Source organism: Pseudomonas sp. DP-17, assembly GCF_022380625.1.
Lineage (GTDB): Bacteria > Pseudomonadota > Gammaproteobacteria > Pseudomonadales > Pseudomonadaceae > Pseudomonas > Pseudomonas nitroreducens_A.
In genome coordinates this window covers 276,133-297,081 of the sequence record NZ_JAKSXG010000009.1, presented here as the reverse complement: position 1 = coordinate 297,081, position 20,949 = coordinate 276,133, and the positions used below count along the sequence as shown (strand labels likewise).

The 20,949-nt window shown below is 66.7% G+C and carries 21 protein-coding genes; 12 read left to right on the top strand and 9 right to left on the bottom strand.

Going from position 1 to position 20,949, the window contains the following annotated elements; translation table 11 throughout:
- Positions 1-54: 54 nt before the first annotated feature.
- From ftsX to ftsY, 3 genes are read right to left on the bottom strand one after another with little or no spacing between them, the layout of a single operon-like run.
- A complete protein-coding gene (ftsX, locus tag MJ122_RS15865) occupies positions 55-1,065 on the bottom strand; it encodes a permease-like cell division protein FtsX (RefSeq protein WP_017520096.1) in 1,011 nt (336 codons plus the stop codon).
- Positions 1,065-1,736, bottom strand: a complete 672-nt coding sequence (gene ftsE, locus MJ122_RS15860) for a cell division ATP-binding protein FtsE (RefSeq protein WP_017520095.1) — start codon at positions 1,734-1,736, stop codon at positions 1,065-1,067. The genes ftsX and ftsE overlap by 1 nt, the downstream gene beginning before the upstream one ends.
- Positions 1,733-3,172 (bottom strand): signal recognition particle-docking protein FtsY, encoded by a 1,440-nt coding sequence (gene ftsY / locus MJ122_RS15855; RefSeq protein ID WP_239744776.1) that lies wholly within the window; start codon positions 3,170-3,172, stop codon positions 1,733-1,735. Before ftsY ends, ftsE begins: the two co-directional genes overlap by 4 nt.
- 206 nt (positions 3,173-3,378) lie before the next feature.
- On the opposite strand from ftsY, the gene MJ122_RS15850 reads away from it, so the two are divergent.
- Genes MJ122_RS15850 through MJ122_RS15835 form a run of 4 tightly spaced genes read left to right on the top strand, consistent with a single transcriptional unit; the run spans position 3,379 to position 7,419 of the window.
- Positions 3,379-4,749, top strand: coding sequence for a pitrilysin family protein (locus tag MJ122_RS15850; RefSeq protein ID WP_239744775.1), 1,371 nt, complete (start codon positions 3,379-3,381; stop codon positions 4,747-4,749).
- Entirely contained in the window at positions 4,742-6,253 is a 1,512-nt protein-coding gene (locus MJ122_RS15845) for a pitrilysin family protein (RefSeq protein WP_239744774.1), read from the top strand. Before MJ122_RS15850 ends, MJ122_RS15845 begins: the two co-directional genes overlap by 8 nt.
- Positions 6,253-6,861 carry a 16S rRNA (guanine(966)-N(2))-methyltransferase RsmD gene (rsmD, locus tag MJ122_RS15840; protein WP_239744773.1) on the top strand — a complete coding sequence of 203 codons (609 nt, stop codon included), beginning with the start codon at positions 6,253-6,255 and terminating at the stop codon, positions 6,859-6,861. The genes MJ122_RS15845 and rsmD overlap by 1 nt, the downstream gene beginning before the upstream one ends.
- A 3-nt stretch (positions 6,862-6,864) precedes the next feature.
- Entirely contained in the window at positions 6,865-7,419 is a 555-nt protein-coding gene (locus MJ122_RS15835) for a hypothetical protein (protein ID WP_239744772.1), read from the top strand.
- A 6-nt stretch (positions 7,420-7,425) separates the two neighbouring features.
- Here the strand turns inward: MJ122_RS15835 and MJ122_RS15830 are convergent, their stop codons facing one another.
- Positions 7,426-8,409, bottom strand: coding sequence for a tetratricopeptide repeat protein (locus MJ122_RS15830; RefSeq protein WP_088415935.1), 984 nt, complete (start codon positions 8,407-8,409; stop codon positions 7,426-7,428).
- A gap of 69 nt (positions 8,410-8,478) precedes the next feature.
- Complete coding sequence (locus tag MJ122_RS15825) at positions 8,479-8,832, bottom strand: hypothetical protein (RefSeq protein WP_088415934.1); 354 nt, start codon at positions 8,830-8,832, stop codon at positions 8,479-8,481.
- A 107-nt stretch (positions 8,833-8,939) separates the two neighbouring features.
- On the opposite strand from MJ122_RS15825, the gene MJ122_RS15820 reads away from it, so the two are divergent.
- Both MJ122_RS15820 and MJ122_RS15815 read left to right on the top strand, forming a co-directional pair.
- On the top strand, positions 8,940-9,935 hold the full coding sequence (locus tag MJ122_RS15820; protein ID WP_239744771.1) for a hydrolase: 996 nt from the start codon (positions 8,940-8,942) through the stop codon (positions 9,933-9,935).
- 81 nt (positions 9,936-10,016) lie between these two features.
- Positions 10,017-10,433 carry a GNAT family N-acetyltransferase gene (locus MJ122_RS15815; protein WP_088415933.1) on the top strand — a complete coding sequence of 139 codons (417 nt, stop codon included), beginning with the start codon at positions 10,017-10,019 and terminating at the stop codon, positions 10,431-10,433.
- A 92-nt stretch (positions 10,434-10,525) separates the two neighbouring features.
- Here the strand turns inward: MJ122_RS15815 and MJ122_RS15810 are convergent, their stop codons facing one another.
- Positions 10,526-11,179: a TetR/AcrR family transcriptional regulator gene (locus tag MJ122_RS15810; protein ID WP_017520085.1), complete on the bottom strand. Its 654-nt coding sequence runs from the start codon at positions 11,177-11,179 to the stop codon at positions 10,526-10,528.
- 245 nt (positions 11,180-11,424) lie between these two features.
- On the opposite strand from MJ122_RS15810, the gene MJ122_RS15805 reads away from it, so the two are divergent.
- From MJ122_RS15805 to ggt, 6 genes are all read left to right on the top strand, one after another.
- Positions 11,425-12,855, top strand: coding sequence for a coniferyl aldehyde dehydrogenase (locus MJ122_RS15805; RefSeq protein WP_239744770.1), 1,431 nt, complete (start codon positions 11,425-11,427; stop codon positions 12,853-12,855).
- 33 nt (positions 12,856-12,888) lie between these two features.
- Entirely contained in the window at positions 12,889-13,434 is a 546-nt protein-coding gene (locus tag MJ122_RS15800; protein ID WP_239744769.1) for a twin-arginine translocation pathway signal protein, read from the top strand.
- Positions 13,435-13,475: 41 nt separating this feature from the next.
- On the top strand, positions 13,476-15,071 hold the full coding sequence (locus tag MJ122_RS15795; protein WP_239744768.1) for a GMC family oxidoreductase: 1,596 nt from the start codon (positions 13,476-13,478) through the stop codon (positions 15,069-15,071).
- A gap of 199 nt (positions 15,072-15,270) precedes the next feature.
- Positions 15,271-15,750 (top strand): pantetheine-phosphate adenylyltransferase, encoded by a 480-nt coding sequence (gene coaD, locus MJ122_RS15790; protein WP_024767001.1) that lies wholly within the window; start codon positions 15,271-15,273, stop codon positions 15,748-15,750.
- A gap of 132 nt (positions 15,751-15,882) precedes the next feature.
- Positions 15,883-16,134 (top strand): YfhL family 4Fe-4S dicluster ferredoxin, encoded by a 252-nt coding sequence (locus MJ122_RS15785; RefSeq protein ID WP_017521427.1) that lies wholly within the window; start codon positions 15,883-15,885, stop codon positions 16,132-16,134.
- Positions 16,135-16,257: 123 nt separating this feature from the next.
- Entirely contained in the window at positions 16,258-17,961 is a 1,704-nt protein-coding gene (ggt, locus tag MJ122_RS15780; protein ID WP_239744767.1) for a gamma-glutamyltransferase, read from the top strand.
- Here ggt and MJ122_RS15775 read toward each other — a convergent pair whose 3' ends face one another.
- The 3 genes from MJ122_RS15775 to MJ122_RS15765 all read right to left on the bottom strand — a co-directional run bounded on the left by MJ122_RS15775 (position 17,962) and on the right by MJ122_RS15765 (position 20,883).
- Complete coding sequence (locus MJ122_RS15775) at positions 17,962-19,809, bottom strand: Na/Pi symporter (protein WP_239744766.1); 1,848 nt, start codon at positions 19,807-19,809, stop codon at positions 17,962-17,964. It lies immediately after the preceding gene.
- A gap of 73 nt (positions 19,810-19,882) precedes the next feature.
- The gene (locus tag MJ122_RS15770; protein ID WP_017521424.1) at positions 19,883-20,221 is read right to left on the bottom strand and encodes a hypothetical protein; all 339 of its coding nucleotides are present in this window, start codon (positions 20,219-20,221) and stop codon (positions 19,883-19,885) included.
- Positions 20,222-20,304: 83 nt separating this feature from the next.
- A complete protein-coding gene (locus MJ122_RS15765; protein WP_017521423.1) occupies positions 20,305-20,883 on the bottom strand; it encodes a lysophospholipid acyltransferase family protein in 579 nt (192 codons plus the stop codon).
- Positions 20,884-20,949 lie beyond the last annotated feature (66 nt).

Here is a 20,949-nt window from a genome sequence, read left to right as displayed (position 1 = left end):
GCGGGTGTAAAAGTTCCTTTACACCCGCCTAACCCCTAGGAAAATCAGGGGGTTTCAGCGCGGCGCCAGCTCACGCAGGTGACGCGCCACGGCCAGCCAGGCGCCGATCCAGCCCAGCAGCACAGCGCCTACGGTGAGCGACAGGCCGTCGTCGACCGGTACGCCCGCCAGGCCGAAATCACTGCCGTACAGCCCGGCCAGGTTGACCACCGAGCTGTTCAGCCAATCCAGGCCGAAGGCCAGCAGGGCCCAGGAGAGGATGCCCGCGCCCAGGCCGTAGAGTGCGCCCATGTAGAGGAAGGGGCGACGCACGTAACCGTCCGTCCCGCCGACCAGCTTGATGACTTCGATTTCGTTACGGCGGTTTTCGATGTGCAGGCGGATGGTGTTGCCGATCACCAGCAGGAGGGTCAGCACCAGCAGGAGGGTCAGGCCGAAGACGAAGCGGTCGCCCAGCTTGAGGATCGCCGACAGCCGCTCGACCCAGACCAGGTCCAGCTGCGCCTGTTGTACACCCGGCAGCTCCGACAGCCTTTGACGCAAGGCATCCAGCTGGGCCTTGTCGATCTGCTTGGGCGTCACCGAGATGACCGCCGGCAGCGGGTTATCCGGCAATTCCTTCAATGCTTCACCAAGTCCGGACTGCTCCTGCAGCTCTTTCAGCGCATCGTCGCGACTGATCAGCTGCGCCTCGATCACATCGGGCATTTTCTCGATCTGTTCGCGCAGGTCCTGGCCCTGGGCCTCGCTGGCCTTCAGATCGAGGAACAGGGAAATCTGTGCGGCGCGCTGCCAGGAGCCACCGAGGCGCTCGACGTTGTTCAACAACAGCGACAGCCCCATGGGCAGGCTCAGGGTGATGCCCATCACCAGGCAGGTGAAGAAGCTGCCGAAGGGATGGCTGACCAGGCGGTGCAGGCTGTCCATCAGGCTCGCGCGGTGGTTCTCCACGTAAGCCGAGAGGGAGGCGCTGTGGTCCTGGTGTTCGTTGTCGTCCGGGCGCTCCCGCGTGTTACGCGTCGGGGTACCCTCTTCCTGGCCGCGGGGCAGGTCATTGGCACTCATCAGGCGTTCTCCTCGCGGTCGGCGATGATGCGGCCGCGCTGCAGGGTGATCATCCGGTGGCGCATGCGCGCGATCAGCGCCAGGTCGTGGCTGGCGATCAGTACGGTGGTGCCCAGGCGGTTGATGTCTTCGAACACGGACATGATTTCCGAGGCCAGGCGCGGATCGAGGTTGCCGGTCGGTTCGTCGGCGAGCAGCAGGGCGGGACGGTGCACCACCGCGCGGGCGATACCGACGCGCTGCTGCTGGCCGGTGGAGAGGTCGGAGGGCCGGTCTTCGGCTTTCTCCTTCAGGTTCACCCGGTCCAGCGCCGCTTCCACGCGGTAGGCGATGTCCGCCTTGGGCAGGCCGAGTATCTGCATCGGCAGGGCAACGTTCTCGAACACGCTGCGATCATCGAGCAACTGGTGGTTCTGGAACACCACGCCGATCTGCCGGCGCAGGAAGGGAATCTGCGCGGTGGAGATGCGCGAGACGTCCTGACCGCCCAGCAACAACTTGCCGGAGGTCGGCCGCTCCATCGCCAGGATCAGGCGCAGCAGGGTGCTCTTGCCCGCGCCGGAGTGGCCAGTGACGAACATGATCTCGCCGCGCGGCACGCGGAACGAGATCTCGTGCAGGCCGACGTGGCCGTTGGGGTAGCGCTTACCAACCTGCTCGAAACGGATCATGCGATTTCCCGGGTCTCGAAGAGTGCACGGACGAAGGCATCGGCCTCGAAGGTTCGAAGATCGTCGATCCCTTCGCCGACACCGATGTAGCGGATCGGCAGCCCGAACTGCTTGGCCAGGGCGAAGATCACCCCGCCCTTGGCAGTGCCGTCCAGTTTGGTCAGGGCCAGGCCGGTGAGTTCCACGGCATTGTTGAACTGCTTGGCCTGGTTGATGGCGTTCTGCCCGGTGCCGGCATCCAGCACCAGCAGGACTTCGTGGGGAGCCGTCTCGTCCAGCTTGCCGATCACGCGGCGCACCTTCTTCAGCTCTTCCATCAGGTTGTCCTTGGTGTGCAGGCGACCGGCGGTGTCGGCGATCAGCACATCCACGCCACGGGCCTTGGCGGCCTGCACGGCGTCGAAGATCACCGAGGCGGAGTCCGCGCCGGTGTGCTGGGCGATCACGGCGATGTTGTTGCGCTCGCCCCAGACCTGCAGCTGCTCGACGGCGGCGGCGCGGAAGGTGTCGCCGGCGGCCAGCATGACTTTCTTGCCATCGAGCTGCAGCTTCTTCGCCAGCTTGCCGATGGTGGTGGTCTTGCCGACGCCGTTCACGCCGACCACGAGGATCACGTAGGGCTGCTTGTCGCGGGTGATGGCCAGCGGTTGCTCGACAGGGCGCAGCAGGCTGGCGAGTTCTTCCTGCAGGGCCTTGTACAGCGCTTCGCTGTCGGCCAGTTCCTTGCGGGCAACACGCTTGGTCAGGTTCTGCACGATGGTGGTGGTCGCCTCGACGCCGACGTCGGCGGTCAGCAGGCGAGTCTCGATCTCGTCGAGCAGGTCGTCGTCGATGGCCTTCTTGCCCAGGAACAGGCTGGCCATGCCTTCGCCGAGACTGGCGCTGGTCTTCGACAGGCCCTGTTTCAGGCGGGCAAAGAAGCCGAGCTTGCCCGGCTCGCTGGCGGCGGGCCTGGCTTGCGGCTCGGGCTCGGGCAGCGGAGCAGCCTCGGGCTCTGGCTGGGCGACCACGTCGCGCGCTTGGGCAACAGGTCCTGGCTGAACGGGCGCCGCCACAGACGCCTGCTCGACCGGTCGGACCGCCTGCGGCGCCTCGGCAACGACTGGCTGCGCAGCGGGTGGCAGCTCAGGTTGCGGAGCGGGCTGCGCCTGAGGTGGCGGCACCGGTTGCGCCAACGGCTCGACCGGCACGCTGGCCGGCACTACATCGATCACCGGCTCGGGGGTCGGCTCGGCGCGCGGCGCCACCGGCTCGGCCTGGGCGGCGGGAGCCTGCTCGGAGACCGGAGCCGCTTCGGCGGCGGCAGGCTGTTCATCCTGCGGCTCGGTTTCGGCTACGGGTTGCTCCTCGGCCTGGGGCTTCTTGCGCCACCAGCCGAACAGACCCTTCTTCTCCCCCGCTGGCGGGGCCTTCTTGTCGTCGTTGGAACCAAACATGTAGGGATCGAATCTCTAGGGGGCGCCACACAGGCAGGCAACAAAGAGCCAGGCGGCAAAAAAGCCTCGAAACAGCTTTGCGAAGCCCTGAACGTGGCCGCCCGGAAAACGGATGGGTATCCTAGCATCTCCTCGCCCGCCGGGGTTAAGAGGCTGGCCGCCAGCCTGCATAGACCCCGCGGACAGCCCGAAAGGTTCAGTCCACGATGAAAACCCTTGCACGCCGCCATGCCGGCCTGCTGCTTGGCTCCCTGTTGCTGCCGCTGATGGCGAGCGCCGCGGAACCACAGCCCACCCACGAATACACCCTGGACAACGGCCTGAAGGTCGTCGTCCGCGAGGACCACCGCGCCCCCGTGGTGGTCTCCCAGCTCTGGTACAAGGTGGGCTCCAGCTACGAGACACCCGGCCTCACCGGGCTCTCCCACGCCCTGGAGCACATGATGTTCAAGGGCAGCCGCAAGCTCGGTCCCGGCCAGGCGTCGCTGGTACTGCGCGACCTCGGCGCGGAAGAGAACGCCTTCACCACCGACGACTACACCGCCTATTACCAGGTGCTGGCCCGCGACCGCCTGCCGGTGGCTCTGGAGCTGGAAGCCGACCGCATGGCGCACCTCGCCCTGCCGGCCGACCAGTTCAAGAGCGAAATCGAGGTGATCAAGGAAGAACGCCGCCTGCGCACCGAGGACAAGCCCAGCGCGCTGGCCTTCGAGCGCTTCAAGGCCGCCGCCTACCCCGCCAGCGGCTACCGCACGCCGACCATCGGCTGGATGGCCGACCTGCAGCGCATGACCATCGATGACCTGCGCCACTGGTACCAGGCCTGGTATGCGCCCAACAACGCCACCCTGGTGGTGGTCGGCGACGTGACTGGCGACGAGGTGAAGGCGCTGGCGCAGAAGTACTTCGGCGAGATTCCCAGACACGACCTGCCCGCCGCGCGCAAGCCGCTGGAGCTGGCCGAGCCGGGTGAGCGCCGCCTGAAGCTGCATGTGCGCACCCAGCTACCCAGCCTGATCATGGGCTTCAACGTGCCGACTCTGGGCAGCAGCAACGACGCCAGGTCGATCAACGCCCTGCGCCTGATCTCGGCGATCCTCGACGGCGGCTACAGCGCCCGCCTGTCCGCGCGCCTGGAACGCGGCGAGGAAATCGTCGCCGGGGCCTCGGCCTCCTACGATGCGTTCTCCCGCGGCGACGGCCTGTTCTTCCTCTCGGCCACGCCCAACGTGCAGACCGGCAAGACCCTCGACCAGGTCGAGGCCGCCCTGTGGAAGCAACTGGAGGACCTCAAGCAGAACCCACCGAGCCAGGAAGAGCTGGAGCGCGTGCGCGCCCAGGTCATCGCCGGGCTGGTCTACGAGCGAGATTCCATCGCCGGACAGGCCAGCACCATTGGCGAACTGGAAAGCGTCGGCCTCGGCTGGCGCCTGGCGGACAAGGACCTGGAAGCCATACAGGCGGTCACCGCCGAGGATATCCAGCAAGCCGCCCGTACCTATTTCACCCGCTCCCGCCTGACCCTCGCCCAGGTCCTGCCGGAAGTCGCCACCGACAAGGAGCCCAGCCATGAGTGAACGCAATGGCCTGCGCTACGGCCTGGTCGGGCTGATCGTCATCGCGCTGATCGCCGGACTGGTGTTGTTCGTTTCCCGTCCAGCCGCCGAGACAGCGGCAGCCGCGCCCGCACCTGCGCAACCGGCCGCCACCGGGGCCGCCGCGCCCACCGGCCTGCAATCGCTGGCCGAGGCCGCCGGCAAGGCGCCCAGCCACCGCAAGCTGAACATCCAGCAATGGCAGACCGCCGAAGGCGCCCGCGTGCTCTTCGTCGAAGCCCATGAACTGCCGATGTTCGACCTGCGCCTGACCTTCGCCGCCGGCAGCAGCCAGGACGGCGACAGCTACGGCCTGGCCATGCTGACCAACGCCATGCTCAACGAAGGCGTGCCGGGCAAGGACACCAGCGCCATCGCCGCCGGCTTCGACGACCTGGGCGCCAACTTCGGCAACGGCTCCTACCGCGACATGGCGGTGGCCAGCCTGCGCAGCCTGAGCGAGCCGAGCAAGCGCGAGGCCGCGCTGGCGCTGTTCGACCAGGTGATAGGCCAGCCGACCTTCCCCGAGGACGCCCTGGCGCGCATCAAGAACCAGGTCATGGCCGGCTTCGAGTACCAGAAGCAGAACCCCGGCAAGCTGGCGGGCCTGGAGTTGTTCAAGCGGCTCTACGGTGACCACCCCTACGCACACTCCAGCGACGGCAACGAAAAGTCGGTGCCGAAGATCAGCGTCGCCCAGCTGCGCGCCTTCCACCAGAAGGCCTACGCCGCCGGCAACGTGGTCATCGCACTGGTCGGCGACCTGACCCGCGAGCAGGCCGAAGCCATCGCCGGCAGCGTCTCCAAGTCCCTGCCCAAGGGCCCTGCCTTGCCCGCTCCGGGCGAACCGCAGACGCCCAAGGCCGGCGTCACCCACATCGAGTTCCCCTCCAAGCAGACCCAGCTGATGCTGGCGCAACTGGGCATCACCCGTAACGACCCGGACTACGCCGCGCTCTACCTGGGCAACCAGATCCTCGGCGGCGGCGGCTTCGGCACCCGCCTGATGGACCAGGTGCGCGAGAAGCGCGGCCTTACCTACGGCGTCTACTCCGGCTTTACCGGCATGCAGTCGCGCGGACCGTTCACCATCGGCCTGCAGACCCGTGCCGAAATGAGCGAAGGCACCCTCAAGCTGGTCCAGGACATCGTCCGCGACTACCTCGACAAGGGCCCGACGCAGAAGGAACTGGACGACGCCAAGCGCGAGCTCGCCGGCAGCTTCCCGCTGTCCACCGCGAGCAACGCCGATATCGTCGGCCAGCTGGGCGCCATCGGCTTCTACAACCTGCCGCTGGACTATCTGGAGACCTTCCTCAACCAGGTCCAGGGCCTGAGCGTGGAACAGGTGAAGGCCGCGATGCGCCGCCACCTCGACCCGGACGCCTTCGTCATCGTCACCGCCGGCCCCACCGTGCCGCAGCAACCGCTGCCGCCGCCCACCGACAAGCCCGCCGCGCAACCCGCCGGCGTACCGGAGCACTGATGAGCAAACGACCCGCCGGCGCCGCGCGCGCCGCACAGAAGCCCCACGGCGGCCAGGGCCAGCTGCGCATCATCGGCGGCGAATGGCGCAGCCGGCGCTTCGCCTTCCCCGATGGCCCCGGTCTGCGCCCGACACCGGACCGGGTGCGCGAGACCCTGTTCAACTGGCTCGCCGCCTACGTCCCTGGTGCGCGCGTGCTCGACCCCTTCGCCGGCAGCGGCGCGCTGTTCCTCGAGGCACTGTCCCGTGGCGCCAGCGCCGGTCTTGCGCTGGACACCAACGGCGAAGCCGTGGCCGCCCTGCGCGGCACCCTCGATACGCTCAAGTGCGGCAACGGCCAGTTGTTGATGACCGACTCACTGCGCTATCTCGACGCTCCGGCCTCCCAGGCCTTCGACCTGGTCTTCCTCGACCCGCCCTTCCACCAGGACCTGCTGCAGAACATCTGTCGCCTGCTGGAAGAACGCGGCTGGCTGGCCAAGGACGCGTGGATCTACACCGAAAGCGAAACCGTACCCTCCAGCCTCGGCCTGCCGGGCAACTGGCGGCTGCACCGGGAGAAAACGGCGGGCTCGGTGCATTACGCGCTGTGGCAGCGGGAAAGCTGACGGATGTCGGACGCCCTGCGCGAACAACTGCTGGCGCTGGACGAACACTGTTTCGAACAGCCCGCCAGCGACTGGGCCGGCGACATCGCCCTGCCGGCAGAACTGGCGCGCTTCTACCGCGAAGTCGGTCCGTGCGACTGCACCCTGGACACCGCTGGCAATCCGTTCTTCATTCCCTCGCTGGCGAAGCTGTGGAAGCAGCAGGCCGGCTACCGCTGGCACGGGCTGACCGGCGAGCGGCTGGCGGGTTGGAGTGATGATTGGATAGTCGTGGCGGACCAGGGCGCCGATCCCTTCATCTTCGAGTGCTCTAGCGGCCGCATCCTCTTCGACCAGCATGGGGGCCCCTGGGACCCCGCACCGATGTTCGATGATCTCTGGCAGATGACCGCCTGCCTCGCCACCTTCGCGCGGGTGTGGCGCAGCGCAGGCGAGGACATCTTCGCGGAGGACTACAGCGTCAACCCGGTCTACCGCCGCCAGCTGATCGACGAGCTGGCAAAGCTGCTGGGCGACACCCGCCGTGCGGAAGATCTGGCCGACGAGTTCGGCTGGTAGCGAGCCTTACTGGCTCGCTGGCTCAGCCGCATCCACTGCCTCTGCAGCGTCAACCGCGCTGGCCTCCACGGCCTCCGGTTCAGGCGAAGTATTCTCCGCACTGCGATCGGCGTGCCGGCGATCCGGTGCACCGGAGCAATCGGCGGTGCCGGACAGCTCACCGTCCAGGGCGGCGTAGGTCCAGTTCTCCAGTCGGGTGTACCAGGCCGATTCCTCGGTGCTCTTCAGCCAGGCGATGGCCTCCGCGTCCTGTTGCTGCGCGGCCTTCTCCAGCCACAAGCGCGCCTGCAACTTGTTCATGCCCGCGCCGGAGCCGTTCCAGTAGGCTTCGCCGACCTTGAACTGGGCGCGAGCACTGCCCTGACTCGCGGCCTTGCAGAACCACTGGAAGGCCTTTTCGCGGCTGGCGGCGTAGCGGTCCAGCAGGGCGGCTTCTTCGTCACTGGCGGCGTCGTACACACCCTGCGAATCGTCCAGGTAGAACCATCCCAGGTTGGTCTGGGCGTCTTCGCTGCCGGCCTCGGCCGCGCGTTCGAACCAGGTGCCGGCCTTGACCCGGTCCTTGTCGACGCCTTCGCCGCTCCAGTAGAGGACACCCATCTCGTTCTGCGCACCGGCATCGCCCTGCTCTGCGGCCTTGCGGAACCACCGAGCCGCTGCGGCCTTGTCCTCGGGGCCGCCGTCACCGTCGCGATAGAGCATGGCCAGCTGGATCTGTGCACGCGCCATCCCCGCTTCGGCCGCCTTGCCCCACCATTTGCGCGCGCTCGCGTAGTTCTGCTGCTGGTAGAAGTACACGCCGAAATCGAACAGGGCCTGCGGTGCGCCCGTCTCGGCGGCCTGCTGAAGGCGGGTGAATTCGGCGAACAGTTGCTCGCCCTGCTCGGTGCCGGACGGCGCATCACTGAGGTCGGACGAAGCACCCTCGGCCCAGGCCAATGCGGGCAGTGCAAGAGAAAGTGCGGACAGGAAAAACCAGCGGCTGAACATTCGTGACAATCCTCATGTCGGTTGAAGCGGTCGGCGATCCCGGCTCGACCTTGTGGCGGTGATGGCAGCTCAGATCGACTTGCCGACAGCGACGGTACTGGTGCGCACCAGTTCCACGTCGTCGACCACCATTTTCCATTGGTTGCCGTCCTGGTAGGGCGGCCTGGAGACCTTGAAGTGCGTGTCGAACGGGCCGAAGCCCACGGTGAAGCCGTCGGCCTGGTAGCTCTTGATGGGTGCCTCGATGGACTTCGACGTGCTGCCCGACACCCGCTTATAGGCGACACGACCGTCCGCTGTGACCAGCAGGCTCATCTGCGGCGCGGTCCATAGGCCAACATAGGACTTGTGCTCCTGCGGCACCGGTTCGCCGCACGCGGCGAGCCACAGCAGCAGGCTCAACGCCGCGATGTTCTTCCACATTCCATCCCCTCCTTTGCGTGGGTTTTCCTGACAGCGGATGCATGGGCATCCATCGTACGGCCGACTTGGCGTTACTATCACAACTCGTCGGCCCCATTCGATCCATGATGACTATACCCTCCCCATTCAAACCCGCCTGGTGGCTACCCGGCCCGCACCTGCAGACACTGTATGGCTCGCTCGCACGCAAGGCGCCCAGCCTCGAGCGCACCCGCGAGCGCCTGTGGCTGGAAGATGGCGACTTCATCGACCTCGACTGGCACGGCCCGCATGAAGCGGACGCACCGCTGGTGCTGGCGCTGCACGGGCTGACCGGCTCGTCCTCCTCGCACTACATCCTGGGCCTTCAGCAACAGCTGGCGGCGCAGGGCTGGGCCAGCGTCGCGTTGAACTGGCGCGGCTGCTCGGGCGAATCGAACCTGCTGCCGCGCGGCTATCATTCGGGCGTCAGCGAGGACCTCGCCTCGGTGGTCGCCCATGTCCGCGCCAAGCGGCCGATGGCGCCGCTGCATGCGGTGGGTTACTCGCTGGGTGGCAACGTGCTGCTCAAGTACCTGGGCGAAGCCTCGGACAGCTGCCCGCTGCAGGGCGCGGTGGCAGTGTCGGTACCCTTCCGCCTGGACCAGTGCGCCGATCGCATCGGCATTGGTTTCTCCAGGGTCTACCAGGCGCATTTCATGCGCGAGCTTACGGCCTATGTGCAGACCAAGCGCCAGGCATTCGCCGCTGGCGGCCACGCGGAAAACCTCGCCGCGCTGGAGCGCCTCGGGCCGCTGGACGGCATGCGCACCTTCTGGGACTTCGACGACCGGGTGACCGCGCCGCTGCACGGTTTCGCCGATGTGCACGATTACTACCGGCGCGCCTCCAGCCGCTATTACCTGGGCGGTATCCGCGTGCCGACGTTGATCATCCAGTCCAGCGACGATCCATTCATCCATGCCCACAGCGTGCCGCAGCTGGACGAGCTGTCCGCATCGACGCAGATGGAGCTGCTGCCCCATGGCGGCCATGTCGGCTTCATCGGCGGCTCGCTCGGCCGCCCGGATTACTACCTGGAGCGCCGCATCCCGCAGTGGCTGCGCGAGCGGCGGGAGTCCTGACTGCGCTGGGTCAGCCGGCGGGCGTGGGAATGAGGCAGACTGGAGCTGCGCCGGAAGCAAACGCCAGGAAGGAGCGCCGCCATGCACGACACGCCGCTGACGATTCTGCACAACCCACCCCTGAGCGATGCCCATTGCGCGGGCATTGCCGCGCTGTATCGCGCCGTGGGCTGGGGCTCGCCCGGTACCCGGGCGGAACTGCGCGATCTCTACGAGTTTTCCAGCTACTTCCTGCTGGCCGTGGACGGCGAGCAGGTGCGCGGCCTGCTGCGCGCGGAAAGCGAGACGGCGCAGACCACATGGCTGGCCGAAATTGCCGTGTTGCCGGGCTTCCAGTCACGCGGGATCGGCCTTGCGCTGATGGCACGCTTTCTCGCCGATCACCCGAACCGCACGCTCTACACCGATGCCACCGAGGGCGTGGAGGACTTCTTCCTGCGACATGGCATCGCCCTGCGCCGGCCGCGGGTACCGGGGCCGCGCCAGGTGGATGCTTAACCTCGCCGGGCAGAGCAGTCGGCGGACAGCGCTGGCGCGTTATGCGCCCTGCGTAACGGCATGGCGGATACCGTTCGCGGCCCGCCTGAAGGTCAACCTTCCAGCGGCACGTACAACCGATCGAACACCGCCGCCACCGCCTCGCGAAAGGCCGGGGCGATGTGCCCGCTTTCCAGCGCCAGTACCTGGTAGATGCCACGCCGCATCAGCGCTTCGCTGAGGTCGCCGGCCACTTCGCGGGTGGTGCACAGGTAACGCACCCAGGAAGTGAGGATGATCCAGGCGTTGAGGGTCAGGGCTTCGAGCTGGGGCTCGTCCATCTGCAGGATGCCGGCGTCGACGAAGCCCCGGTAGATCGCCTTGGCGTTGTCCATCGCGCGGCGGGCGAAGGCTCGGTAGGCCGCGGCCAGCTCCGCGTCCGAATCCAGCAGGTGTTCCAGGTCGCGGTGCAGGAAGCGGTAGTGCCACATCGCGGCGAGCAGGGCTTCGAGGTAGAAGGTCTTGTCCTCCACCGTCAGCGTGCGGCCCTCGGGCAGATGCAGGAACTGGTCGACGTGGCTTTCATACTCGGCGAACAGCTGGGCGATGATCACCTGCTTGTTGCGGTAGTGGTAGTACAGGTTGCCCGGCGAGATGCCCAGGTGCGCGGCGATGTGGTTGGTGGTGACGCTGCGTTCCCCCTGGGCGTTGAACAACTCCAGGCTGGCCTGGGCGATACGGTCACGGGTGTTGATGCGTGGTGCCATTGCCAAAACTCATCGAAGCGGATTGCGCGGACGCAAAGGTACACCGATTGCTACCGCCTGACACAACTGTCGGGCTCGCCCAACTTTTCGTTGGCTGGGCCCGGCGGCGCGGACACGGCATGCTGATTGACACTCTAGAGCATTTGCTCTAAAAAACCAGCGACAGCATAAAAACGCGAAGCATCCGGGCTCCTTGCGTGAATCACCGGAGAGCTTCCTCATCCGCTTCCGCCCAGGAGCCCGTCATGGTTGCCGATATCGCCTACCTGCAGCAGACCCAGCAGCAGATCAGCCAGCTGGAAACCCTTCTCGAACGCCAGCGCCAGGCGTATCGCGCCAATCCGCTGCCCGACGCCGGCCAGCGCATCCAGTGGCTGAAAAGCCTCGCCAACCTGCTGGTCACCGAGCAGAAGGCAATCATCGACGCGATCAACGCCGACTTCAGCAACCGCTCCGCCGACGAGACCCTGCTGGCAGAAGTACTGCCCAGCCTGCACGGCGTGCACTACGCCACCAGGCGCGTGAAGAAGTGGATGAAGCCGTCGCGCCGCTCGGTGGGCATGCAGTTCATGCCGGCTTCGGCCAAGGTCATCTACCAGCCGCTGGGCGTGGTCGGCGTGATCGTGCCGTGGAACTACCCGCTGTTCCTCGCCATCGGCCCGCTGACCGGTGCGCTGGCTGCCGGCAACCGGGTGATGATCAAGATGAGCGAATCCACCCCGGAAACCGCCCGCGTGCTGAAAGAGCTGCTGGGCAAGGTGTTCCCTGAGGATCTGGTCGCCGTGGTGCAGGGTGAGGTCGACGTTGGCGTGGCCTTCTCCAAGCTGCCCTTCGACCACCTGCTGTTCACCGGCGCCACCAGCGTCGGCAAGCATGTGATGCGCGCCGCCGCCGAGAACCTCACCCCGGTCACCCTGGAGCTGGGCGGCAAGTCGCCGGCCATCATCTCCGCCAGCGTGCCGATGAAGGACGCCGCCGAGCGCATCGCCTTCGGCAAGTCGCTCAACGCCGGCCAGACCTGCGTCGCGCCGGACTACGTGCTGGTGCCGCAGAACCGTGTCGACGAGTTCGTCGAGAGCTATCGCCAGGTGGTCCAGGGCTTCTTCCCGAAACTGGAGAACAATCCCGATTACACCGCGATCATCAACGAGCGCCAGCTCGCGCGCCTGAACAGCTACCTCGCCGACGCCCAGGCACGCGGCGCCACTGTCGTGCCGTTGTTCCCGCAGGCCCAGGGCCGCCGCCTGCCGCAGGCACTGGTGCTGAACGTGAGCGACGAGATGAAGATCATGCAGGAGGAGATCTTCGGCCCGCTGCTGCCGGTAATCCCCTACCAGAGCCTCGACCAGGCGCTCAGCTACATCAACGAGCGCGACCGCCCGCTGGCGCTGTACTACTTCGGCTACGACAAGCGCGAGCAGGACCATGTACTGGCCCAGACCCATTCGGGCGGGGTGTGCCTGAACGACACCCTGCTGCACGTTGCCCAGGACGACATGCCCTTCGGTGGCGTAGGCCCGTCCGGCATGGGCCACTACCACGGCCACGAGGGCTTCCTGACCTTCTCCAAGGCCAAGGGCGTGTTCAGCAAGCCGCGCTTCAACGCCGCGCGGGTGATCTATCCGCCCTACGGCAAGTCGCTGCAGAAACTCGTCTACAAGCTGTTCATCCGCTGACCGCCCCCATCAATAACAGGTGACAGAACAAGAATGACAGACACCACCCTCACCGCGCCGGGCCTCTCCCGGCGCGGCGTGCTCAAGATCGGCCTGCTGGGCGGGGCCTTCCTCGCCACCGCGGGCGTCACCGCCAGCCTGAGCGGCTGTTCGGCCAGTACTCCGGCCAACGGTTTCGCCGTGCTGCGCGACTCCGACATGCCCTTCCTGCGCGCGCTGATCCCGGTAATGCTGGCCGGCGCCGTGCCCGCAGAGCGCATGGCCGACGCCGTCAAGGGCACCATCGAGAGCCTGGACAACAGCCTCAACCATCTCTCCCCGGAGATGCTCAAGCTCACCGTGCAGCTGTTCGACGTGCTCGCGCTGCCGATCACCCGCGGCCCGCTCACCGGCGTCTGGGGCAGCTGGGATAACGCCAGCGCCGAAGACGTGAAGCACTTCCTCAACCGCTGGCAGAACAGCTCCCTTTCGCTGCTGAAGATGGGCCACAGCTCGCTGCTGCAACTGGTGCTGATGGCCTGGTACGGCCGCACGGAATCCTGGGGCCGCTGCGGCTACCCCGGCCCGCCGAAAATCTGATTTCGCCAGAACAACAAGAACTCGCCGAAAGAGACATCCCGATGCCTGTACCCGATCTGTTCGCCGAGGGCCTGGCCCGCGGCTGGAAAGTCCACAACGGCTCGCGCCTGGACAAGGACCTGACCCTGGAGGCCGACGTGGTCATCGTCGGCACCGGCGCCGGTGGCGGCACCACCGCCGAAGCCCTGAGCGCTGCCGGCTACAAGGTGCTGCTGGTGGAAGAAGGCCCGCTCAAGACCAGCACCGACTTCAAGATGCAGGAGTCCGACGCCTACCCAAGCCTTTACCAGGAAGGCATCGGCCGCATGAGCAAGGATGGCGCCATCACCATCCTCCAGGGCCGCGCCGTGGGCGGCACCACCCTGGTCAACTGGACCTCGAGCTTCCGCACCCCCGAGCCGACCCTGGAACACTGGGCCAAGGAACACGGCGTGAAGGGCCACAGCGTCGCCGAGATGGCGCCCTGGTTCGAGAAGATGGAGCAACGCCTGGGCGTCACGCCCTGGATCATGCCGCCCAACGCCAACAACGACGTGATCCGCAACGGCTGCGAGAAGCTCGGCCTGCACTGGAAGGTCATTCCGCGCAATGTCCGCGGCTGCTGGAACCTCGGTTACTGCGGCATGGGCTGCCCGACCAACGCCAAGCAGTCGATGCTGGTGACCACCCTCCCGGCGACCCTGGAAAAGGGCGGCGAGCTGCTGTACCTCGCTCGCGCCGACCGCCTGCTGCATGACGGCAGCAAGGTCAGCGGCCTGGAATGCTCGGCCATGGACGAGCGCTGCGTCGCTCCCACCGGCCGCAAGATCACCATCAAGGCCCGCCATTACGTGCTCTCCGGCGGCGGCATCAACACCCCGGCGATCCTCCTGCGTTCCAAGGCGCCGGACCCGAACGGCCGCGTCGGCCAGCGAACCTTCCTGCATGTGGTGAACTTCAGCGCGGCAACCTTCGACGAGGTGATCAACCCCTTCTACGGCGCGCCGCAGTCGATCTATTCCGACCACTTCCAGTGGGACGACGGCGCCACCGGGCGCATGTCCTACAAGCTCGAAGTTCCGCCGCTGCAGCCGGCGCTCAGCGCCACCCTGCTCGGCCGCTTCGGCGAGGACAACGCGCTGCGCATGGAGCAGCTGCCGCACACCAACGTGATCCTGGCGCTGATGCGTGACGGCTTCCATCCGGACAGCGCGTCGGGTTCGGTCAGCCTGCGCGGCGACGACACCCCGGTGCTCGACTACCAGATGACCGACTACACCTGGGATGGCATCCGCCGCGCCTTCCACACCATGGCCGACATCCAGTTCGCCGCCGGCGCCAAGGCTGTGCTGCCGCTGCATGCCGATGCCGGCTACGTGAAAAGCGCCAAGGAGGCACACGAACTCATCGATGGCCTGAGCCTGGAGCTTTATCGCACCCGCCTGGGCAGCGCCCACGTGATGGGCGGCTGCGCCATGGGCGAAGACGCGAAGCAGTCGGTGTGCGACAGCCTCGGCCGCCACCACCAGCTGGAGAACCTGTCGATCCACGACGGCTCGCTGTTCCCCACCAGCATCGGCGCCAACCCGCAGCTCTCGGTCTACGGCCTCACCGCGCAACTGGCTGATGCCCTGGCCAGGCGCCTGGGCAAGGCCTGATTCGCCGCAGAATCGGGCAAAACCACACGCGCAGGCTCTGGCACGGGGCCTGCGCGTGACTCACCGGTCTCTCGCCGGCTATCTCAGGTAGTCCGTTCACAGAAGCACTACCAAGGTCGCTTGGCCCCACGGACATGCTGCGTTACCATCCGCCCGCTATTGCACCAGCCTGCCAACAAGAGCCGACCAGGACGCCGCGATGAATCGAGTGTTGTACCCGGGTACCTTCGACCCCATCACCAAAGGCCATGCCGATCTGGTGGAACGCGCCTCGCGACTGTTCGACCAGGTGATCATTGCCGTCGCCGCCAGCCCCAAGAAGAACCCCCTGTTCCCGCTGGAACAGCGCGTAGAGCTGGCCCGCCAGGTCACCTCGCACCTGCCCAACGTGGAGGTCGTCGGCTTCTCGACGCTGCTCGCCCATTTCGCCAAGGAACAGAACGCCAACATCCTGCTGCGCGGCCTGCGCGCGGTGTCGGACTTCGAATACGAGTTCCAGCTGGCCAACATGAACCGCCAGCTCGCACCTGATCTGGAAAGCATGTTCCTCACGCCGTCGGAGAAGTACTCCTTCATCTCCTCGACCCTGGTGCGCGAGATCGCGGCGCTGGGCGGCGACATCACCAAGTTCGTCCATCCCGCGGTGGCCAGCGCCCTGGCCGAGCGCTTCAAGCGCTGATCGCCGAGCCGCCAGGGAAGGCGGTTTCCGTCCACTGACTCCCCCTTCGCGTGCACTAAACGCGCCGATGCGGCACAATTTCACCATTGTGCTACCGATCGCCATGGCTGCCGCCCTGGTTGGAGTTGTTCGATGTCCCTGAAAATCACTGACGATTGCATCAACTGCGACGTCTGCGAACCCGAGTGCCCCAACGCCGCGATCTCCCAGGGCGAGGAGATCTACGTCATCGACCCGAACCTGTGCACCGAGTGCGTCGGTCATTACGACGAACCGCAGTGCCAGCAGGTCTGCCCGGTCGACTGCATCCCCCTCGACGAAAGCAACGTCGAGAGCAAGGATCAGCTGATGGAAAAGTACAAGAAACTCACCGGCAAAGCCTGACTTCGCGCGTTTCGACACTTTTTCATTGAGTTCTCACAAACCCCGGGCGTTGTGGATTGTCTATCCTCCACCTTCGCCCCATTCGGTTTTCCAGCCGGCCCAGCCGGCGGTTCGTGAGATGCCATGTCCCTGTTGAACTCCCGCTCCCGCGCTTCCCTGCTCGGCTTCTGCAGCTTCCTCCTGCTGAGCTTCGCCCTGCACGCCGCGGAACATCCGGCCCAGGCCAGCGTCGCCACGGCGCATCCATCGGCCACCGTGGCCGGCCTGGAGACCCTCGCCGACGGCGGCAATGCCTTTGACGCGGCGGTGGCCATCGCCGCCGCGCTCGCGGTAGCCGAACCCTATGGCTCGGGCCTGGGCGGGGGTGGCTTCTTCCTGCTGCGCAAGGCCGGCAGCCCACCGACCTACCACTTCATCGACGCCCGCGAGCGTGCCCCGCTGGCGGCGCACGCGCGGATGTACGAGCGCAACGGCAAGGTTGACCCGCAGCTCTCGCTCAACGGCCCGCTGGCCGCCGGCATTCCCGGCCTGCCCGCTGCCCTGGCGGACATCACCAGCCGCTACGGCCGCAAGACCCTGGCGAGCAACCTCGTGCCGGCGATCCGCCTGGCCACCGATGGCGTGTCCATCGACCGCGTCTATATCGACCGCGCCTCCTGGCGTCTCGACGCAATGCGCAAGGACAACGAGACCGCCCGCATCTTCCTCGACCAGGGCAACCTGCCCGAGGAATACAGCCTGATGCGCCAGCCGCAACTGGCCAATACCCTGGAGAAGCTGGCGCGCTACGGCCGCATCGGCTTCTACGAAGGCGAGACCGCGCAGAAACTGGTGGAAGGCGTGCGCGCCGCCGGCGGCGTGTGGAGCCTGGAAGACCTCGCCAGCTACCGCACCGTTGAACGCCAGGCGCTGCGCTACCCGCTGGCAGACGGCCGCGAACTGATCTCTGCCCCACCGCCCTCCGCCGGCGGCGTGGCACTGGCGCAAAGCCTGGGGATCTTGCAGCAACTGCCTTGGCAGAAGGCCGAGCCGGTGCAGCGCGCGCATTACGTGGTGGAAGCCCTGCGCCGCGCCTACCGCGACCGCGGTCTGCTGGGCGACCCGGACCGCGTCGCCAATCCGGTCAACCAGTTGCTCGCGCCGGACTACCTGAAGCGTCTGGCCACCGGCATCGACCCGCAGCGCGCCACGCCCAGCTCCGCCCTGCCGCCGGCCCCCGCCTGGCGCGAGGGCGACCACACCACCCACTTCGTGGTGATGGACGCCGACGGCAACGCCGTGGCGGCCACCCTGTCGGTCAACCTGCCGTTCGGTGCGGCTTTCACCGTGCCCGGCACCGGCGTGCTGCTCAATGACGAAATGGACGACTTCGCCACCGATGTCAGTGGCGCCAACGCCTACCAGTTGGCCGGCAGCCAGGCCAACGCAGTGGCCGCTGGCAAGCGCCCGCTGTCGAGCATGAGCCCGAGCTTCATCGAAAGCCCCACCGAACTGGCCGCCTTCGGCACGCCGGGCGGCAGCCGGATTCCCAGCATGGTGCTGCTGGCGATGCTGGACTACCTGGACGGCAAGCCGGTGCAGCGCTGGGTTTCCTCGCCGCGCTACCATCATCAGTTCCTGCCCGACGTGATCGAGCACGAACCGCGCGCCTTCAGCGCCGCCGAAATGGCCGACCTGCAGCGCCGTGGCTACACGCTCAAGGACGTGGGCCGCGCCTATGGCAACCAGCAGGTGCTGCTGTGGAACAAGAAGTCCGGCGAAGTGCAGTCTGCCAGCGACCCGCGCGGCATCGGCCTGGCCACCGAACTGGCCGCGCCGCTGCGCTGATCAGGGCAGGATAAGCGCCGGCTCGTCTGCTTCGCGGGTATCGAACAGGCCGTGTTCGGTGCCCAGTTGTAGCACGTTGCGCAGGCTCTGGATGATCCGGCTGACATAGCCCAGGTCATTCATCAGCGAACTCATCTGCAGGCCGTCCAGCTCCTGCCGGCGCACCGCGGCGAACAGGCGCTGGCGGAACGCCGTGTCGAACTCGGCAGCGCTCTCGTCGAGCAATTGCAGGCGCGCCACCAAAGCCTCTTCCGGCAGCTCGCCACCGAGCAGCGAGCCCAGCGCACGAACTTCGCGCAGCATGCCGATCAGGTGCCGACGCAGTTCGACATAGGTGTCGCGTAGCGCCGAAGGCTCGCCGTGCAGGGCGTGGCCGAGATTCTTCTGCAGGTGCTTGGCGTCCTTCACCGCGTCCACCAGTTGCAACGCCACCACCTGGCAGGACAGCCAGAAGCGCTGGTGCTCCTCGTCCAGCGGCACCTCCAGGCGGCTCATGAAGCTCAGCAAATCGCCGTACACACCCTTGATATGGCGCTGGTAAAGCACTTCCGCGGCCAGTGCATGGCGATCCGGCGCAGCCTGCAACTGGCTTTCGTCCACCCGCGGCTGGTTGAGCATCTCCACCGGCAGGTAAAGCGCGTGGCAGATCACCTCGATGCTCAGGCGGCCCAGGTGCCGCAGCTCCTGCAGCACCGCGCTGGCGGCGGCGTCGGCGGAATCCAGCGCGCGTTCGTTCAGGTAGCGCGCATGGGTGCGCTCGATGGTCGGCATGGCGGGCGCCATGTCGGTGATCAGCACCGCCGGCTCCTCGACTTCCGGCAGCCAGCGCACCAGAGCATTGGCCAGTGCGCCCTGGATCGGCCAGAACAGCACTACGCCCATGCCGTTGAACAGGGTGTGGAACAGCGCCAGCTGTATCATCGGGTTGTCCGCCAGCCCCAGCGGCGTCACCAGCCAGTGCACCAGCCAGGTCAGCGGCGCGAGCAGGAGGAATGCCAGCACCCCGGTCACCACGTTGAACAGCACATGCGCCAGCGCCAGTCGCTGCCCGCTGCGGTTGCCGCCCAGGGAGCCGACGAAAGCCGTGGTGACGCTGCTGCCGACGTTGGAGCCGATGGCAATCGCCAGACTCTGGCCCAGCTCCAGCTGACCGCCGGCCAGGGCGGCGAGCGTCAGCATCAGGGTTGCGTGGCTGGACTGCAGCACCACGGTGACAAGGATGCCGAAGGTGATGAACAGCAGCGCGCCGAGCATGCCTTCCGAGCGCAGCTCGCTCATGTCCATGGCGTCGCCGAAACTGCCGAAGCCGTCCTTGATCTGGTCGATGCCCAGGAAGATGAAGGCGATGCCCAGCAGGATGCGCCCGGCGGCCTTGCTCTTGGCGCCGTTGAAGCCCATCAGCACGCCGAACACCAGCAAGGGCAGCGCCAGGGGGCTCAGGCTGAGGTTCTGCCCGGCCAGCGCCAGCAGCCAGATGCCGCTGGTGGCGCCCAGGTTGGCGCCGAAGAGGATCGCGATGCCGCCAGCGAGCTGGATCAGCCCAGTGCTGATGAAGGCGATGGTGAGCAGGGAAACCAGGGTCGAGGATTGCAGCAGGAAGGTGCCGAACAGGCCGAACAGCAGGCTCTTGCCGCGGGTCGCGGTGCTTTTTTCCAGCCAGCGCTCCAGCTGGCTGCCGGCGAGGTCGCGCAGGCCTTCTTCCAGGCACTGCATGCCGAACAGGAACAGCGCCAGGCCCGCCCCCAACTGCAGCAGACCGGCGCTGGACCAGAAGGTGTAGCCCAGGGTGACCGCGACCAGCAGCAGAAGCAGCGGACGCAGGTGCTTCTTCAGGCCGCTCAGGTTCATGGGCTACCCACAGGACTTACCCGGCAAGCCGGGCTGGCGGGGCGACCACGCCGCCCCGGAAAGGGACGATGGATCAGTCCTTCTTGTAGCCGCTGGTGGTGCAGCCCAGGCAGCGCACGAAGGCAGCCTTGCCCGGCTCGACGACCAGGGCCTTGCCCGCTTCGCCGATGTTGCCGCCGGCGGCGCTGAACGGCAGGGTCACCACGAAGGCCGCGGCGCCCACCACGGTGGCAGCGATCAGCAACGGGCGGGCGAAGATCAGGTCGCCCATCATCGCGTAGGCCGGCGGGGCCTCGACGGTGTAGGTCGGGTCACCGCTGACGTTGCTCACCGCGTCCTGGGCAACAGCCGGCAGCACCGAGAATGCACAGACCAGTGCCATTGCAGTGGCGGTGGTGCGGAACAGGGTCATGGAAGGAAGTCCTTTTTTGTTTAGTTGGGCAGGCAGACTGCCATAACTATAACAGCGCTCCATGACTTGTCGCGTGACAGCCTTCAATCGCCGAAGAAAGCGTACTGAGGCTTTTTCGGTACAAAAGGCCGGTAGAAATCCAGCATGCGTCGCAGGTCGGCAGCCTCGTCGCCAGTGGGCCAGAATGGCTCGCCGATGACGATGCGCCGGCCCGGGTAGTCCAGCGCCGCCAGGACGATGGGCACGCCCGCGCCACGGGCGATGTGGTAGAAGCCCATTTTCCAGCGCTCGACCTTCCTGCGCGTGCCCTCCGGGGAGAGGATCAGCATCATCTCGCGGTTATCGCGGAAGGCCTGTATCGCCTGGTCCACGGTGTTGAGCTTGAGATGGCGCTGGATCGGGATGCCGCCCCAGCGGCGCAGCAGGCCGCCGAAAGGTGCGCGGAAAATGGTGTGTTTGCCGAACCAGCGGGCATTCAGGCGCAGCACGAACTTGGCCGCCAGAAAGAGGACGAAATCCCAGTTGGACGTGTGGTGCGCGCCGATCACCACGAACTTGTCGAGCTTGGGCAGGGCGCCCTCGATACGCCAGCCGGCGATGCGCAGCATGCTGTGACCGAGCGCCTCGGCGAACGGGTTGCGGGGCAGATAGTTGCCGGACATGAATCACCTGGAGGCCCCTCTTCGGGGGCCGTTGTTGTTATGGCAGAAGGTGGAACAGGCAGATCG

Coding starts and splice junctions, on each gene's coding strand:
- ftsX (WP_017520096.1), bottom strand. CDS start 1,065: ATGAGTGCCAATGACCTGCCCCGCGGCCAGGAAGAGGGTACCCCGACG.
- ftsE (WP_017520095.1), bottom strand. CDS start 1,736: ATGATCCGTTTCGAGCAGGTTGGTAAGCGCTACCCCAACGGCCACGTC.
- ftsY (WP_239744776.1), bottom strand. CDS start 3,172: ATGTTTGGTTCCAACGACGACAAGAAGGCCCCGCCAGCGGGGGAGAAG.
- MJ122_RS15850 (WP_239744775.1), top strand. CDS start 3,379: ATGAAAACCCTTGCACGCCGCCATGCCGGCCTGCTGCTTGGCTCCCTG.
- MJ122_RS15845 (WP_239744774.1), top strand. CDS start 4,742: ATGAGTGAACGCAATGGCCTGCGCTACGGCCTGGTCGGGCTGATCGTC.
- rsmD (WP_239744773.1), top strand. CDS start 6,253: ATGAGCAAACGACCCGCCGGCGCCGCGCGCGCCGCACAGAAGCCCCAC.
- MJ122_RS15835 (WP_239744772.1), top strand. CDS start 6,865: ATGTCGGACGCCCTGCGCGAACAACTGCTGGCGCTGGACGAACACTGT.
- MJ122_RS15830 (WP_088415935.1), bottom strand. CDS start 8,409: ATGTTCAGCCGCTGGTTTTTCCTGTCCGCACTTTCTCTTGCACTGCCC.
- MJ122_RS15825 (WP_088415934.1), bottom strand. CDS start 8,832: ATGTGGAAGAACATCGCGGCGTTGAGCCTGCTGCTGTGGCTCGCCGCG.
- MJ122_RS15820 (WP_239744771.1), top strand. CDS start 8,940: ATGACTATACCCTCCCCATTCAAACCCGCCTGGTGGCTACCCGGCCCG.
- MJ122_RS15815 (WP_088415933.1), top strand. CDS start 10,017: ATGCACGACACGCCGCTGACGATTCTGCACAACCCACCCCTGAGCGAT.
- MJ122_RS15810 (WP_017520085.1), bottom strand. CDS start 11,179: ATGGCACCACGCATCAACACCCGTGACCGTATCGCCCAGGCCAGCCTG.
- MJ122_RS15805 (WP_239744770.1), top strand. CDS start 11,425: ATGGTTGCCGATATCGCCTACCTGCAGCAGACCCAGCAGCAGATCAGC.
- MJ122_RS15800 (WP_239744769.1), top strand. CDS start 12,889: ATGACAGACACCACCCTCACCGCGCCGGGCCTCTCCCGGCGCGGCGTG.
- MJ122_RS15795 (WP_239744768.1), top strand. CDS start 13,476: ATGCCTGTACCCGATCTGTTCGCCGAGGGCCTGGCCCGCGGCTGGAAA.
- coaD (WP_024767001.1), top strand. CDS start 15,271: ATGAATCGAGTGTTGTACCCGGGTACCTTCGACCCCATCACCAAAGGC.
- MJ122_RS15785 (WP_017521427.1), top strand. CDS start 15,883: ATGTCCCTGAAAATCACTGACGATTGCATCAACTGCGACGTCTGCGAA.
- ggt (WP_239744767.1), top strand. CDS start 16,258: ATGTCCCTGTTGAACTCCCGCTCCCGCGCTTCCCTGCTCGGCTTCTGC.
- MJ122_RS15775 (WP_239744766.1), bottom strand. CDS start 19,809: ATGAACCTGAGCGGCCTGAAGAAGCACCTGCGTCCGCTGCTTCTGCTG.
- MJ122_RS15770 (WP_017521424.1), bottom strand. CDS start 20,221: ATGACCCTGTTCCGCACCACCGCCACTGCAATGGCACTGGTCTGTGCA.
- MJ122_RS15765 (WP_017521423.1), bottom strand. CDS start 20,883: ATGTCCGGCAACTATCTGCCCCGCAACCCGTTCGCCGAGGCGCTCGGT.